At 71.9% G+C, this 13,996-nt stretch carries 15 protein-coding genes; 6 read left to right on the top strand and 9 right to left on the bottom strand.

Annotation, left to right across the window (positions count from 1 at the left end; all coding sequences use genetic code 11):
* The 3 genes from GUY60_RS22690 to GUY60_RS22680 all read right to left on the bottom strand — a co-directional run.
* The coding region (locus GUY60_RS22690) for a hypothetical protein (RefSeq protein WP_161700731.1) at window positions 1–272 on the bottom strand (272 nt) is incomplete at its 3' end.
* A 37-nt stretch (window positions 273–309) separates the two neighbouring features.
* Window positions 310–978 (bottom strand): peptide-methionine (S)-S-oxide reductase MsrA, encoded by a 669-nt coding sequence (msrA, locus tag GUY60_RS22685; RefSeq protein ID WP_187370102.1) that lies wholly within the window; start codon window positions 976–978, stop codon window positions 310–312.
* 90 nt (window positions 979–1,068) lie between these two features.
* Window positions 1,069–2,196 carry a hypothetical protein gene (locus tag GUY60_RS22680; protein WP_161700728.1) on the bottom strand — a complete coding sequence of 376 codons (1,128 nt, stop codon included), beginning with the start codon at window positions 2,194–2,196 and terminating at the stop codon, window positions 1,069–1,071.
* A gap of 65 nt (window positions 2,197–2,261) precedes the next feature.
* On the opposite strand from GUY60_RS22680, the gene GUY60_RS22675 reads away from it, so the two are divergent.
* Window positions 2,262–3,443 (top strand): cystathionine gamma-synthase, encoded by a 1,182-nt coding sequence (locus GUY60_RS22675; protein ID WP_161700726.1) that lies wholly within the window; start codon window positions 2,262–2,264, stop codon window positions 3,441–3,443.
* Window positions 3,444–3,567: 124 nt separating this feature from the next.
* On the opposite strand, the gene GUY60_RS22670 is transcribed toward GUY60_RS22675, so the two are convergent.
* The 3 genes from GUY60_RS22670 to GUY60_RS22660 form a co-directional block, all read right to left on the bottom strand.
* The gene (locus tag GUY60_RS22670) at window positions 3,568–3,816 is read right to left on the bottom strand and encodes a hypothetical protein (RefSeq protein ID WP_161700724.1); all 249 of its coding nucleotides are present in this window, start codon (window positions 3,814–3,816) and stop codon (window positions 3,568–3,570) included.
* Entirely contained in the window at window positions 3,813–4,295 is a 483-nt protein-coding gene (locus GUY60_RS22665; RefSeq protein ID WP_161700722.1) for a sigma factor-like helix-turn-helix DNA-binding protein, read from the bottom strand. The genes GUY60_RS22670 and GUY60_RS22665 overlap by 4 nt, the downstream gene beginning before the upstream one ends.
* 84 nt (window positions 4,296–4,379) lie before the next feature.
* Window positions 4,380–4,877 carry a MarR family winged helix-turn-helix transcriptional regulator gene (locus tag GUY60_RS22660; RefSeq protein WP_161700720.1) on the bottom strand — a complete coding sequence of 166 codons (498 nt, stop codon included), beginning with the start codon at window positions 4,875–4,877 and terminating at the stop codon, window positions 4,380–4,382.
* Between the two features lie 134 nt (window positions 4,878–5,011).
* On the opposite strand from GUY60_RS22660, the gene ilvA reads away from it, so the two are divergent.
* The 3 genes from ilvA (at window position 5,012) to GUY60_RS22645 (ending at window position 8,237) form a co-directional block, all read left to right on the top strand.
* Window positions 5,012–6,241: a threonine ammonia-lyase gene (ilvA, locus tag GUY60_RS22655; protein WP_161700718.1), complete on the top strand. Its 1,230-nt coding sequence runs from the start codon at window positions 5,012–5,014 to the stop codon at window positions 6,239–6,241.
* A gap of 212 nt (window positions 6,242–6,453) precedes the next feature.
* Window positions 6,454–7,443, top strand: a complete 990-nt coding sequence (locus GUY60_RS22650; protein ID WP_161700716.1) for an ATP-binding cassette domain-containing protein — start codon at window positions 6,454–6,456, stop codon at window positions 7,441–7,443.
* Window positions 7,440–8,237 carry an ABC transporter permease gene (locus GUY60_RS22645; protein ID WP_161700714.1) on the top strand — a complete coding sequence of 266 codons (798 nt, stop codon included), beginning with the start codon at window positions 7,440–7,442 and terminating at the stop codon, window positions 8,235–8,237. Before GUY60_RS22650 ends, GUY60_RS22645 begins: the two co-directional genes overlap by 4 nt.
* Before the next feature lie 98 nt (window positions 8,238–8,335).
* Here the strand turns inward: GUY60_RS22645 and GUY60_RS22640 are convergent, their stop codons facing one another.
* Complete coding sequence (locus GUY60_RS22640; protein ID WP_376771302.1) at window positions 8,336–8,587, bottom strand: hypothetical protein; 252 nt, start codon at window positions 8,585–8,587, stop codon at window positions 8,336–8,338.
* 1 nt (window position 8,588) lies between these two features.
* Window positions 8,589–9,470 carry a mycothiol conjugate amidase Mca gene (gene mca / locus GUY60_RS22635; RefSeq protein ID WP_161700710.1) on the bottom strand — a complete coding sequence of 294 codons (882 nt, stop codon included), beginning with the start codon at window positions 9,468–9,470 and terminating at the stop codon, window positions 8,589–8,591.
* A gap of 143 nt (window positions 9,471–9,613) precedes the next feature.
* Here mca and GUY60_RS22630 point away from each other — a divergent pair, with 143 nt between their 5' ends.
* The gene (locus GUY60_RS22630; RefSeq protein WP_161700708.1) at window positions 9,614–10,018 is read left to right on the top strand and encodes a DUF4307 domain-containing protein; all 405 of its coding nucleotides are present in this window, start codon (window positions 9,614–9,616) and stop codon (window positions 10,016–10,018) included.
* Window positions 10,019–10,156: 138 nt separating this feature from the next.
* Window positions 10,157–10,654, top strand: coding sequence for a transcription elongation factor GreA (gene greA, locus GUY60_RS22625; RefSeq protein ID WP_161700706.1), 498 nt, complete (start codon window positions 10,157–10,159; stop codon window positions 10,652–10,654).
* A gap of 62 nt (window positions 10,655–10,716) precedes the next feature.
* Here greA and GUY60_RS22620 read toward each other — a convergent pair whose 3' ends face one another.
* Entirely contained in the window at window positions 10,717–13,932 is a 3,216-nt protein-coding gene (locus GUY60_RS22620) for a tetratricopeptide repeat protein (RefSeq protein WP_161700704.1), read from the bottom strand.
* Window positions 13,933–13,996 lie beyond the last annotated feature (64 nt).

Below are 13,996 nucleotides of genomic sequence, written 5' to 3'. Positions count from 1 at the left end.
TGGCCGCGGTCGTGGAGAAGGCGGGCACGTTCCTCAACTGGGAAGGCAGGGCGAGGCCGTTCGAGGCCGCGCAGCCACGCGGCCTCACCGGCGGAGAGCCGCAGCCCGGTCCGGTCGGCGGGTGGGTGAGCGAGGACGGGCGTCACGTCCAGGTGCACGCGTCCGGCGAGTTGCTCACCGGCCGGCGGCGTCGACGTGAAGTGCGCGGCCGCTGTGAGGTCGATGGCGATGCCCCAGCCAGGGCCGAGCACCCGGTAGATGGTCGTGCGCATCAAAGCCCCGACGGCCACCCGGGACTGAGGCCGGGGCTCACTCGTCGGTGGCCGGAGCGACGCCGATCGGGCACGAGACCCCGGTCCCGCCGATCCCGCAGTACCCGCCGGGGTTCTTGTCGAGGTACTGCTGGTGGTAGCCCTCCGCCACGTAGAACGGGCGGCCCTCCGCCGGGACGAGTTCCGTCGTGATCGTGCCGTGGCCGGAGGAGGTGAGGCGCTGTTGGTACGCGGTCCTGGAGCGCTCGGCGGCCTCGGCCTGGGCGGGGGAGTGGGTGTGGATCGACGAGCGGTACTGGGTGCCCACGTCGTTGCCCTGGCGGAAGCCCTGGGTCGGGTCGTGGCTCTCCCAGAAGACCTTCAGGAGCTGTTCGTACGAGACGGCCGACGGGTCGAAGACGACGCGCACGCCCTCCGTGTGACCGGTCAGGCCCGAGCAGACCTCGTCGTACGTCGGGTGTGGGGTGTGGCCGCCCTGGTATCCGACCAGCGTCGTCCAGACACCGGGGACCTGCCAGAACTTGCGCTCCGCGCCCCAGAAGCAGCCCAGCGCGAAGTCCGCGACCTCCAGGTGCTCGGGGTAGGGGCCCTCCAGCGGGTTCCCGAGAACGGTGTGCGGACCCGGGACCGCATAGGCCCGCTCCGGGCGGCCGACCAGGGCCTGTTCGCGGGTCGGCAGGACGGGGGTACGTCCGAAGAGCATCAGGTCCTCCAGGGGCAGGGGTGTGCCTACGGTCAACGTCCGGGCGCCGGACGGAATTCCTCGGTCCGGGGCCGACCCGCACCCGCCACCGACTCAGTGCGACAGCGTCGCCGGGCTGCCGCCGTTCGCCTCGTACCCGGCGACCGCCAGCGCGCGGAACACCGCGTACTCCGCGGCCGGGTCGGGCGACAGCGTCCACGGCAGCGCGCCCACGTGCCCGTCGACCACGATCAGCTGGTGCATCGCCTCCGCCCAGCGCTCCGAGCGCACCAGGAAGAACACAAGCAGGTGCCGCACATGCGCGAGCATCGGGTCGCCGGCGCCCGCCGAGCGCTTCGAGTGCTCCGCGAACTGGGCGCCCTCGACGGCCTTCCGGACCACCTCGCTTTCCCAGAAGCCGCTCACCAGGTTGACCTCCGGCAGGTGCTCGAAGACCGCGAACAGGGGGAGCGCGGACAGCAGCGAGCCCTCCTGGGCGCGGGCCGCGGCCGCCTCCGCGAACTCGTACGCCTGCGCGCGGGAGCCGTGCCACTTCTCGCTGAAGTACGGCAGCGCCGCCAGGTGCGCGCCCATGTGCCGGGGCGCGCGGTCCAGGATCCGCAGCCACAGCTGGTCGAACTCCTCGCGGGAGTACGCCAGTCCACGCGCCACGGCCAGCTCCGTGATGTGCGGAACGGGGTCGCCGGGGGCGAGCAGCGCGGCCTCCGCACAGGCGGCCTTGGCCTCCTCCAGGATGATGCGGTACTCGTCCGTGCCCGGCGTCGCCGTACGGAACGCCTGCTGCACCAGGAACTCCGCGTGCACGGCCGCGCCGCCCGCGTCCTTCGGCGACTCGGCCCGCCACACCCGCAGCCACTGCCCGCCCGGGTTGGCGCTCACGCCGCCGGGCTGCCGCGACAGTGCGAGCGAGGCCGCCCCGGCGAAGGCCTGCACGCGCTGCCAGCGCACCTCGCCGTCCTTCTCGGTGCCCGCGAGCAACTGCGCCGCGTACTTCCAGTCGCCGGAGCGCTCCACCACGTCGAGGACGTCCAGGAGATCCTGGTCGGGGCCGGGCATCCGGATGTCCAGCTCCTCCTGCAGCGCGAAGCCGTAGTGCGCCGGGTCCGCGGCGTCCGGCGCGCCGGGAGCGGCCAGCCGGATGCCGCCGCGCCTGCGCATGAGGAAGGGGCCGAGCGCGGCACCGAGCATGAGGAAGGCCAACAGGACCCAGAGAATCTCCATACGTACAAGCGAACCAGACGCCAGTGACAAACGGCGAACCTGTCCGGCGACTACTCTCGGGCCGCATGACCGACACGCACAGCAGTGACCGCGACGCCGCCGACGCCGGCGGCCGGAGCTTCGAGACGATCGCCATCCACGCGGGCAACACCGCGGACCCCCTGACGGGCGCCGTCGTACCGCCGATCTACCAGGTGTCGACCTACAAACAGGACGGCGTCGGCGGCCTGCGCGGCGGCTACGAGTACAGCCGCAGCGCCAACCCCACCAGGACCGCGCTCGAGGAGAACCTCGCGGCCCTCGAGGGCGGCAGGCGCGGCCTCGCCTTCGCCTCCGGCCTGGCCGCCGAGGACTGCCTGCTGCGCACCCTGCTCGCCCCCGGCGACCACGTGGTGATCCCGAACGACGCGTACGGCGGCACGTTCCGGCTGTTCGCCAAGGTCGTCTCGCGCTGGGGCGTGGAGTTCTCCGTCGCCGACACCTCCGACCCGGCGGCGGTACGGGCGGCGCTCACGGACCGTACGAAGGCGATCTGGGTGGAGACGCCGTCCAACCCGCTGCTCGGCATCAGCGACATCGCGGCGCTCGGCGCGGTGGCGCGGTCGGCGGGCGCGCGGCTCGTGGTCGACAACACCTTCGCCAGCCCGTACCTGCAGCAGCCGCTCGCGCTCGGCGCGGACGTCGTGGTGCACTCCACCACCAAGTACATGGGCGGCCACTCGGACGTGGTCGGCGGCGCGCTGATCGTCAACGACCCTGATCTGGGCGAGGAGTTGGCGTACCACCAGAACGCGATGGGTGCCGTCGCCGGGCCCTTCGACGCGTGGCTGGTGCTGCGTGGCATCAAGACGCTCGCGGTGCGCATGGACCGGCACAGCGAGAACGCCACCCGGATCGCGGAGATGCTGTCCACGCACCCGCGCGTGACGCGTGTTCTCTATCCGGGCCTGCCCGAGCACCCCGGGCACGAGACCGCCGCCAAGCAGATGAAGGCCTTCGGCGGCATGGTGTCGTTCCAGGTCGAGGGTGGCGAGGAGGCGGCCGTCGCGGTCTGCGACCGGGCGAAGCTGTTCACCCTCGGGGAGTCGCTCGGCGGCGTCGAGTCGCTGATCGAGCACCCCGGCCGGATGACGCACGCCTCGGCCGCCGGTTCCCCCCTTGAGGTCCCGGCCGATCTCGTACGGCTCTCCGTGGGCATCGAGAACTCCGCCGACCTGCTCGCCGACCTGCGCCAGGCGCTCGGCTAGACAGCGGCCAGACAGGGTCTGGCGCACGTCAAGTCGCTTGAGGGGTACGGGAGTCGGAATCCGTACCCCTTTCGCGTACGCGCGCGCGTGGAGCCTGTTCTCACCGGCCGCCCCCAGCCCCGGTTCACCAGCCGTCAAGCGGCGGAGTGGTCTCCGCCGGTGGCAGCACCCAGGGCTGTTCCACGGCCGCCCACACCACGAACACCACGAGCCCCGCGCACACCACCAGCCACAGCAACCGCCGGGCAAGGGCCCGCCGTCGGCCCTGGCGGGCGCCGCGCCGCAGCGCCTCGGCGCACACCTCGGGCGGCACCGCGGGCCAGGGCCCGTCGAGCAGGCGCCGGACCCGGTCCTCCTTGCGTTCCCGGGTCATGAGGGCGCCACCGTCATCGTGGGGGACGCGCCACCACTCGTACGGGGACCGCTGGTGAGGGTGGCCACGGACCGGGCGCAGATCGACCGGACGCGTTCCACCGGGAGCCCGAGCAGCGCGGCGGTCTGTTCCTCGGCCACGCCCTCGCCCAGGCGCAGCACGACGACGAGCCGTTCCCGCGGGCCGAGCGCGGAGAGCACCCCGCCACGGCCGCGGTGCGCACGCCAGGCGGTACGCGCGAAGCGGGCGGCGAGTTCCTGCCGCGCCCGGTCGTACGGGTCCTCGCCGCGCAGCCGGTCCCAGTGGGCGTAGGTGCGGGTGAGGGCGGCGGTGAGCAGCCGGCGGGCGCGCGGGTTGGCGTCGGGCGGCTCGGTGGTGAGCAGTGTCGCGGCATGCAGAAGGCGTCCGGCCGCGCCCGCCACGAAGGACTCGAACTCCCGGGCGCGGCGGGCCTGTTGACGTGCCTGCCGCTGTCGCACCGCGCCTCCCGCCGGACGGGGACCCCGGTCTCATATAGGGCCCGGCGCGGGTCCGGGGTCAAGAGGCGTGCGGCGCCCGTGCGGCTACTCGGGGCTGGTGCCGCCGTGGCGGGCGGAGAGGGCCGCGTTGAAGCGGGTGAGGAGCGTGCAGAAGTCCTCGCGCTCCTTGGGCGCCCAGTCCTCGGTCAGCTGGGCCATCAGCTCGCGCCGCGAGGCCCGCACCTCGTCGAGCCTGGCCTGTCCGCGCGGGGACAGCTGGAGCACCACGGCGCGGCCGTCCTCCGGGTGCGAGGTGCGCTTGACGAGGCCGGACTCGACGAGCGGCGCGACCTGCCGGGTAACGGTGGACGAGTCGATGCCCATACTCGCGGCGAGCGCCTTGACGCCCATCGGACCCTCGCTGTCGAGGCGGTTGAGCAGCAGGTACGCGGCGCGGTCCATGGAGTTGCGCAGCTGGCCGACGCCGCCGAGCCGGGTCTGCTCCGCGCGCCGGGCGAAGACGGCGACCTCGTGCTGGAGATGGTCGAGGAGCCCCGGAGGGCCGCTCTGCGGATCGGTCGTCATGTCCGAAGCTGTGGGCATGGCCGGGGGCTCACTTCATGCGTGGTCGGTGGGTTGGGGGACAGGGTACGCGGCGTTCGGCCCCGTCGTACCGGGGCTGCGTAAACCTGCGGGCGGCCGAGCCGCACCCTCGCGCGACTGCGAGACTTGATGTCATGACCTACAGCGCGGCTGACTCCTTTCCGACGGTGACCCTGGACGACGTGCGCGGGGCGCAGAAGATGCTCTCCGGGATCGCCCGGGTGACCGCGATGGAGGGCAGCAGGCACCTGTCGCAGCTGGTGGGCGCCCCGGTGCACTTCAAGTGCGAGAACCTGCAGCGCACCGGCTCCTTCAAGCTGCGCGGCGCGTACGTCAGGATCGCCGGCCTGAGCCCCGAGGAGCGGGCGGCCGGTGTGGTCGCGGCCAGCGCGGGCAACCACGCGCAGGGCGTCGCCCTGGCCTCGTCGCTGCTTGGGGTGCGCTCGACCGTGTTCATGCCGGACGGGGCGCCGCTGCCGAAGGTCGCGGCGACCCGGGAGTACGGCGCGGAGGTGCGGCTGCACGGACAGGTGGTCGACGAGACGCTGGCCGCCGCGCAGGAGTACGCGCGCGAGACGGGCGCCGTGTTCATCCACCCCTTCGACCACCCCGATGTGATCGCGGGCCAGGGCACGGTGGGCCTGGAGATCCTGGAGCAGTGCCCTGAGGTGCGCACCGTGGTGGTGGGCATCGGCGGTGGCGGTCTCGCGGCCGGGATCGCGGTGGGCATCAAGGCGCTGCGCCCGGACGTGAAGGTGATCGGCGTGCAGGCGGCGGGCGCCGCCGCGTACCCGCCCTCGCTGTCGGCGGGGTACCCGGTGGCGATCGAGCGCCCGGCGACGATGGCCGACGGGATCAAGGTGGGCCGCCCTGGCGACGTGCCCTTCAAAATCATTGGCGATCTTGTGGACGAGGTCCGTACGGTCTCCGAGGACGCGCTCTCCAGCGCCCTGTTGCTGTGCCTGGAGCGGGCGAAGCTCGTGGTGGAACCGGCGGGGGCGAGTCCGGTGGCGGCGCTGCTGTCCGAGCCCGAGTCGTTCGAGGGCCCGGTGGTCGCGGTGCTGTCGGGGGGCAATGTCGACCCGCTCCTGATGCAGCGCATCCTGCGGCACGGCATGGCGGCGGCGGGCAGGTACCTGTCCCTGCGGCTGCGTCTCACCGACCGGCCGGGCGCCCTGGCGGAGCTGCTCGGGGTGCTCACGGTGGTGGACGCGAACGTATTGGACGTGAGCCATGTGCGGACCGACCCGCGCCTCGGCCTCACGGAGGCGGAGGTCGAGCTGCACCTGGAGACGAAGGGCCCCGAGCACTGCGCGGAGGTCGGTGCGGCACTGCGGGAGGCGGGCTACACGGTCATGCCGTGACCGCCCTCGCTCTCGCGATATAGGTCGCGTCCTGCCGTGACGGGCGGCTCCCCGGTGCCCCGGTGTCGTCAAATCCCGCCGGGGCAGCGGCACTTGAGAAGACGCGATGTATCGCGTTATGGTGAAGCTCTCGCGACTTCCGCTGCCGGCGGGACAAATCCGGCATATCTAAAATCTGCCTAGGAACTCACCCACACACTGGGAGAACCCACATGCCAGGCGCCATCTATGCCGAGGGGCTGGTCAAGCACTTCGGCGACGTAAAGGCTCTGGACGGCGTCGACCTCGACGTACCCGAAGGCACCGTGCTCGGCCTGCTCGGGCCCAACGGAGCGGGCAAGACCACCGCGGTGCGCTGCCTCACCACGCTTCTCACACCGGACAGCGGCAAGGCCGTGGTCGCCGGTATCGACGTCCTCAAGCACCCCAACGAAGTACGGCGCTCGATCGGCCTGTCCGGCCAGTTCGCCGCCGTCGACGAGTACCTCACCGGCCGCGAGAACCTCCAGATGGTCGGGCAGCTCTACCAGATGAACGCCAAGGCGGCGAAGAAGCGGGCCGTCGAACTGCTTGAGCAGTTCAACCTCGCGGACGCCGCCGACCGCCCCTCCAAGACGTACTCCGGAGGCATGCGCCGCCGCCTCGACCTCGCCGCGGCCCTGGTCGTCAAGCCGCCGGTGATGTTCATGGACGAGCCCACCACGGGCCTCGACCCGCGCAACCGGCAGCAGCTCTGGGAAGTCATCAAGGACCTGGTCAGCGGGGGCACGACGCTGCTCCTGACCACTCAATACCTGGAAGAGGCCGACCACTTGGCGCACGACATCTGCGTCATCGACCAGGGCCGGGTCATCGCCCGCGGCACCTCCGACCAGCTCAAGGCCCAGACCGGCGGCGAGCGCGTAGAGGTCGTCGTGCACGAACGCGAGCACATCGACCTCGCCGACCAGGTGCTGCACGGCTTCGCCAAGGGCGGCGGCGCCACCAGCGTCGAGCAGCACACCCGCAAGCTGACCGTCCCGGTCACCGGCGGCGCCAAGCTCCTCGCCGAGGTCATCCGCGAGCTGGACGCCCGCGGCATCGAGATCGACGACATCGGCCTGCGCCGCCCCACCCTGGACGACGTGTTCATCTCGCTCACCGGCCACGCCGCCGAGACGGGCGCCACCCCGGGCGACGCCGACAAGGAGGACGCTAAGTGAGCACCGTGAACGACTCGCTGGTCATCGCCCAGCGGAACCTCATCCGCATGCGCCGGATCCCCGAGATGGTTCTCTTCGGGCTGATCCAGCCGATCATGTTCGTGGTGCTGTTCACGTACGTGTTCGGCGGGTCGATCCAGGTCGGCAGCTCGCTCTCGTCGCAGGACTACCGCGAGTTCCTGATGGCCGGCATCTTCGCCCAGACCGTCACGTTCGCCACCGCGGGCGCCGGCGCGGGCATCGCCGACGACATGCACAAGGGCCTCATCGACCGCTTCCGCTCACTGCCCATGGCGCGCGGCGCCGTCCTCACCGGACGCACCCTCGCCGACCTCGTACAGACCGCGCTGACGATGGTGGTCCTCGCGGTCGTGGCGCTCCTGATCGGCTGGCGCATCCACGAGGGCATCGGCAAGGCGCTCGCCGCCTTCGGCCTGCTGCTCCTGCTCGGGTACGCCTTCTCGTGGATCGGCGCGCTCATCGGCCTTTCGGTCCGCACCCCGGAGGCGGCCACCTCGGGCGGGCTGATCTGGCTCTTTCCGCTGACGTTCATCTCGAACGCCTTCGTGGACTCCAACAACCTGCCGACGTTCTTCCGGCACATCGCCGAGTGGAACCCGTTCAGCACCACCGTCCAGGCCTGCCGCGAGCTGTTCGGCAACCTGCCGCCCGGCTTCAAGACCCCGGACGCCTGGCCCATGCAGCACCCGATCATCGCGTCGATCCTGTGGTCGGTGCTGATCCTGCTGGTCTTCCGCACCCTCGCGGTCCGCAAGTACCGCTCCACGAGCTGACAGCCCGGCTCGGCGGTACGGCACAGCGAGGTACGACCCAGCTCAACGCACGACAGAGGGCCCCGGTGCTTCCCAGCACCGGGGCCTTCGCCGTACGGCTACTTCTTCTCGCCCTTGCCGCCCGCGGCACCGGCCGGAGCGGACTCCTCGGCCGGGCCTTCGGGCGCCTCCTCGAAGTTCACCCGCCCCATGTGCCGGTTCATCGACTTCATCAGCATCCACACGCCGACGGCGAGGGCCGCGAAGACGATGAAGCCGAGGACGCCGGGCGTCACCTTGTTCTCGTCGATCTCCTTGGCCAGAGGGACGAGGTGCGTCATTGCCTGATTGGCTGCTGCGCTTGCGCTCATGTCAGACATTGTCCCGGATGCCCGCGAAGAGGTCGTCCTCGGGGAGGGAAGTATCGACGAGGGACTTCGCGAGCTCGTACTCCTCCGTCGGCCAGACCTCCTTCTGGATGTCCATCGGCACCCGGAACCAGCCGCCGTCGGGGTCGATCTGGGTGGCGTGCGCGATCAGCGCCTTGTCCCGGATCTCGAAGAAGTCCGCGCACGGAACATGCGTGGTCAGGGTGCGCTCCACCCGCTCGAACTCGTCCCAGCGCTTCAGCCAGTCCCCGTACGGCGACTCCAGGCCGCGCTCGAGCAGCGCCCCGTGCAGCGCTTCCGTACGCGGCCGGTTGAAGCCCTGGTTGTAGTACAGCTTCTTCGGCTCGTACACCGGCCCGAACTCGCTCTCCGGGAACTTCTCCGGGTCGGCCGCGCCCTCGAACGCCACCATCGAGATCTTGTGGGTCATGATGTGGTCGGGGTGCGGATAGCCGCCGTTCTCGTCGTACGTGGTGATCACCTGGGGGCGGAACGAACGGATCTGCCGCACCAGCTCCCCGGCGGCCTTGTCCACGTCCTCCAGGGCGAAGCAGCCCTCCGGCAGCGGCGGCAGCGGGTCGCCCTCCGGCAGGCCGGAGTCGACGAAGCCCAGCCACTCCTGCTTGACGCCGAGGATCTCCCGCGCCTCGTCCATCTCCTTGCGGCGCACCTCGTGGATGTTCTCCTCGATGTACCGGTCGCCCTGGAGCTTCGGGTTGAGGATGGAGCCCCGCTCACCGCCCGTGCAGGTGACCACGAGCACGTCCACCCCCTCGGACACGTACTTGGCCATCGTGGCCGCGCCCTTGCTCGACTCGTCGTCGGGGTGGGCGTGAACGGCCATCAGTCGCAGCTGATCAGTCAAGACTCGATCCTCATGTGTACGCCGCCCTCGGTCGGTGGGCGGCCCTAGGTCATCCGGCGCTTCTCGGGGCTTCTATAGTGACCGAAACGGGGGCGGGATAATTCCCGGGTCCCCATCCCAGGCCCCACCTCGAGAGGTCGATCATGAGCGTGGTCCGCGAACAGCTCCCCGAGGGCCGGTACGGCCGCTCCGCGGACGCCCGCGCCGACCGCAAGCTGAAGATCGTCGGCTCGGTGCTCGGTGTGCTGCTGCTCGGCGTGATCGGGTGGATCGGCTACGACTACATCTCCGGCAAGAACGCCTTCAGCGGCGAGCTGATCACGTTCAAGGTCGCCTCCGCCACGGCCGTCGACGCCCACCTGGAGATCCGTAAGGACCCCGCGGTCTCCGGCACCTGCACGCTGCGCGCGCTCGCCGAGTCCGGTGTCGAGGTCGGCCGCAAGGACTTCGCCTTCGAGCAGCGCGAGAGCGTCGTCGACGAGGCCGTCACGGTCCGTACGACGGAGCGGGCCACCGCCGTCGAGCTGGTGTCCTGCGACGCCCGCTGAGCGGCCCGCTGCTCCGGGGATTTACCTCCTCCCCCTTTTGCCCCTGAATTGTTAGGCTCGTGGTTTCGCCCGCCCGCTGGGGAACATCCTTTGGGTAGGGCGATGCTTTGTATTCCCAGTACCGACGAGGAGCACCCTGTGACCCAGACCAGCGACAACGTCACCTGGCTGACCCAGGAGGCGTACAACCAGCTCAAGGCCGAGCTGGAGTATCTGTCTGGTCCCGCGCGCACCGAGATCGCCACCAAGATCGCGGAGGCCCGCGAAGAGGGCGACCTGCGGGAGAACGGCGGGTATCACGCAGCCAAGGAGGAGCAGGGCAAGCAGGAGCTCCGCGTGCGCCAGCTCACGCAGATGCTCGAGCACGCCAAGGTCGGCGAGGCACCCGCCGACGACGGTGTCGTGGAGCCCGGCATGGTCGTGACGATCGCCTTCGACGGCGACGAGGACGACACGCTCAGCTTCCTGCTCGCCTCGCGGGAGTACGCGTCGGAGGGCACCACGACGTACTCGCCGCAGTCGCCGCTCGGGCAGGGTGTGAGCGGCAAGAAGGTCGGCGAGGAGGCTCAGTACGAGCTTCCGAACGGCAAGAAGGCCATGGTGAAGATTCTTGAGGCGAAGCCCTACACGGGCTGAGATCGTCGTTCGCTGTGCCCGGCACGGGGTCGCCCCGTGCCGGGCACAGCTGTGTTCCGCGGCTACCGCGGTACCGCGACGCCCATCACCTCGCGTGCGTGCCGGTTCGGGACCATGCGCAGCCGCCAGGCCTGCCAGCCCGCGTCGAGTTCCACGCCGCGGTCAAGCATCAGGGCGTACGCCGACAGGTAGTTGGTGAGTTCCGTGTCCCGCGTGTCGTGGTCGGTGCGGGCGAGCTCGGCGAGTTCCTCCGCCGCCACCGCCGTGCCGATCTCCGAGCCGCCCGGTGACGCGTACGGCAGCAGGGTGCAGCGCAGGAAGCGGGCCCAGTCCTCGCCGCGCCGGTCGCCGTACGACGTGAACAGGGCCGTCGCCTCGTCGCAGAGCGCCAGGGCCTGCTGTGAGCGGGCGTTGCCGGCGTCCACCACCGCGAGCTCCAGGCAGGTCCACGCCTCTCCGTGGGCGACGCCGATGCGCTGGAAGTCGGCGCGGGCGTCCACCAGGAGCTGCCGGGCGAAGCCGGAGTTGCGCAGCGAACCCGTCTGCGCGGCCCGCTGGTCGCGGGTGACGCGGGCCGAGTGGTGGCGGGCGCACGCCAGTCCGTACACGTCCCGCATCCGGGAGAACATCGTGCGCGCCCGCTCCAGGTCCCGCACCGCCTGGTCGAGCTCACCGGCCTCCTCAAGGGCCTGGCCCAGGTAGTACAGGGACCAGGCCTCACCGCGCGCGTCCTCGTTGTCCCGGTGCCGTGCGACCGCCTGGCGCAGGCCGTCCACCGCCGCCGACGGGTCGCCGTCGACGAGCCGGGCGCGGGCCAGCTGGGTCAGCGCCCACGCCTCACCGCGCACGTCCCGCGTCCGCCCGTACAGGTCGAGGGCCGTGCTCAACTCGCCCTCCGCGCGCGGCACATCGCCCAGGCGCAGGCAGGCCTGGCCGAGCTGGAAGTGCGCCCAGGCCTGGCCGTGCACCGACTCGCTCTCCCGGTGCAGGTCGAGCGCCGTGGTCAGCAGCTCGACCGCGTCCGCGACCCGCGCCCGGTCGCGCTCCACCGCGGCGAGCGCGTGCAGCGTCCACGCCCGGTCACCGGCGAGGTGCGGTCCCGACTGCAGGTCGAGGGCCTCGCGCAGCTTCGCCGCCGCCTCCTTGAGCTGGCCCTGATGGTGCAGCGTGATGCCGAGCGAGCAGAGCGCGCGGGCCGCGCCCGCCTCGTGCTGAGCCTCGAAGTACAGGTCGACGACCGAGGTCAGCGTCGAACGCGCCTTGTCGAGCTCGCCGAGCTGGCGGGCCGCGATACCCGTACGCCACTGCACCGAGCGGCCGAGCAGCCCCTGGTCGACGGCCTGCGTCAACTCGCTGATCTCGCCCAGGCGGTAGAGGTCGCCGCGCAGCAGGCAGTAGTCGCACAGCGCGCCCAGGAGGTTGAGCACGGCCTGCTGGTCGACGCCCTCCGCGTGCCGCAGCGCGTCGGTGATGAAGCTCGACTCGTCGTCCAGCCAGCGCAGCGCCGAGTCGAGGGAGGTGAACCCGTGCGGGCCGACCGTGCCCGCGTGGAAGGAGGTGTCCGCGCGTGTGGACGTCTTGCCGTCGACCAGGCCGATCACCGAGTCGGCGAGCTCCGCGTAACTGGCGATGAGGCGTTCCTGCGCGGCGGTGCGCCCGGCGGGCTCCTCCTCGTCCTGGAGCCGCGCGTCGGCGAACGCCCGTACCAGATCGTGCAGTCGGTAGCGGCTGCCGCGCACATGGTCGACGAGGCCCGCGCGGGCGAGCGCGGTGAGCTGGCGTTCCGCCTCCCGCTGGTCCGTGTCGAGGAGCGCGGCCGCGGCGGCGGCGCCGAGGGAGGCGCGCCCGGCGAGCGCGAGCCGCCGAAGGAGCCGCCGCGCCGGGTCCGGCAGGTCGGTGTAGCGCAGCGACAGCACGCGCTCGACCGGGTCCACCGGCTGCCCGTACGCGGCCAGATCGTCTGCCAGTTCGCGCGCGGTGCGCTGCCCGAGCGCGGAGCCCGCGACCCGCAGCGGCAGCGGCAGTCCGCCGCACAACTCCCGTATCTCCTCGGCCGCTTGAGCGTCGTACGGGCCCGACTCGTCCTCGGCCGACTCGCGAAGGAGCTCCTCCGCGCCCGCCGCGTCCAGGGCCTCCACGGGCAGGTGGTGCACCCACGCGGCGAGGTCGTCCGGCAGGTCGAGGGGGGTGCGGGAGGTGACGAGGACCAGGCTGTCGGAGCGGTCGGGCACGAGGGTGCGGACCTGCTCGGCGTCGCTCGCGTCGTCCAGGACCACCGTCACCGGAAGGCCCGTCAGGTGCTGGTGGTACAGCTCGGTCAGCCGCTTCAACTGCTGTTCCTGTGACGGCCGTTCACGGAACAGGAGCTGTTCGCGCGGCGCGCCGAGCCGGTTGAGGAGGTGGAGCAGCGCGTCGCGGGTGGAGCGCGGCCGCTCGGTGGCGCTGCCGCCGCGCAGGTCGACCAGGCAGGCGCCGCGGAACTGGTCGCGCAGCGCGTGCGCCGCGTGCACCGCGAGCGTGGAACGGCCCGAACCGGGCGCCCCGTGCAGCACCACCACGGTCGGCCGGGTCTCGGTGGAGGCGCGGGCGGCGTGCACCCACTGCCCGATCCGCGCGAGGTCCTGCCGCCTGCCGGTGAACGGGCCGTCGGGCTCCGGGAGTTGGGCGAACGACCGCTCGAGCACGCTCCGCCGCCGGGCTGCCGCGCTCTTGTCGGTACGGCGCAACGGCACCGCCTTCTTCGCGCCCGTACCGGTGTTCGCGGCCACCACCCGCTGCTGGTCCAGGTACGGGCGGATGCCGCGCACCTCAAGGGCGGTGAGCCACTGCAGCCGCAGCTGCTCGGGCCCGCCGGGCTGGCCGAGCGCGCCCGCGCGGCGGTGTGCGGCGGGCACATGGCCGGCGGTCACCTTGGCGACGGTGGCCGCGGCGCCCGCCACCGCGACGACCGCGCCCGCGCCGAGCGCCGTACCGGCATCGGTGCCGAAGGCCAGGTCGGCGGCGGCAGCGGCGACCGCGGCGACCACGGTGACCAGGGCGGGCGTCGACCCCTCACGGCCGAGCCGCTGCCCGAACGACTCCTGCCCGGCCTCCGCCTCGTCGAGCGCGCGGGTGTACGCCGCGTACTCCTCGTCGGCCGCGCCCGCCATCGAGTCGAGCGCGGCGCGCGCCCGGCTCAGGAGCACGTTCCCGTCGGCCCGCCCGCCGGAGCGCCGGACCTCCTCCTCGACGGCCCGTACGAGCAGCCGCTCGGCCTCACCCCGATGAGTCTCCCGCATGTCGCGTCCCCCTCCGCCTGTGCCGGTCGCCGTGCCGGTCATGGCTCAAGTGTCGGGCGTGGGG

Origin of the sequence: Streptomyces boluensis (assembly GCF_009908195.1) — a bacterium.
GTDB lineage: Bacteria > Actinomycetota > Actinomycetes > Streptomycetales > Streptomycetaceae > Streptomyces > Streptomyces boluensis.
This window is presented reverse-complemented; position numbering and strand designations above follow the sequence as displayed.

What these genes read in the sequence shown, in the direction of transcription:
- GUY60_RS22680 (WP_161700728.1), bottom strand. Translation starts at nt 2,196, where the DNA reads ATGGAGATTCTCTGGGTCCTGTTGGCCTTCCTCATGCTCGGTGCCGCG.
- GUY60_RS22675 (WP_161700726.1), top strand. Translation starts at nt 2,262, where the DNA reads ATGACCGACACGCACAGCAGTGACCGCGACGCCGCCGACGCCGGCGGC.
- GUY60_RS22670 (WP_161700724.1), bottom strand. Translation starts at nt 3,816, where the DNA reads ATGACCCGGGAACGCAAGGAGGACCGGGTCCGGCGCCTGCTCGACGGG.
- GUY60_RS22660 (WP_161700720.1), bottom strand. Translation starts at nt 4,877, where the DNA reads ATGCCCACAGCTTCGGACATGACGACCGATCCGCAGAGCGGCCCTCCG.
- ilvA (WP_161700718.1), top strand. Translation starts at nt 5,012, where the DNA reads ATGACCTACAGCGCGGCTGACTCCTTTCCGACGGTGACCCTGGACGAC.
- GUY60_RS22650 (WP_161700716.1), top strand. Translation starts at nt 6,454, where the DNA reads ATGCCAGGCGCCATCTATGCCGAGGGGCTGGTCAAGCACTTCGGCGAC.
- GUY60_RS22640 (WP_376771302.1), bottom strand. Translation starts at nt 8,587, where the DNA reads ATGAGCGCAAGCGCAGCAGCCAATCAGGCAATGACGCACCTCGTCCCT.
- GUY60_RS22630 (WP_161700708.1), top strand. Translation starts at nt 9,614, where the DNA reads ATGAGCGTGGTCCGCGAACAGCTCCCCGAGGGCCGGTACGGCCGCTCC.
- GUY60_RS22620 (WP_161700704.1), bottom strand. Translation starts at nt 13,932, where the DNA reads ATGCGGGAGACTCATCGGGGTGAGGCCGAGCGGCTGCTCGTACGGGCC.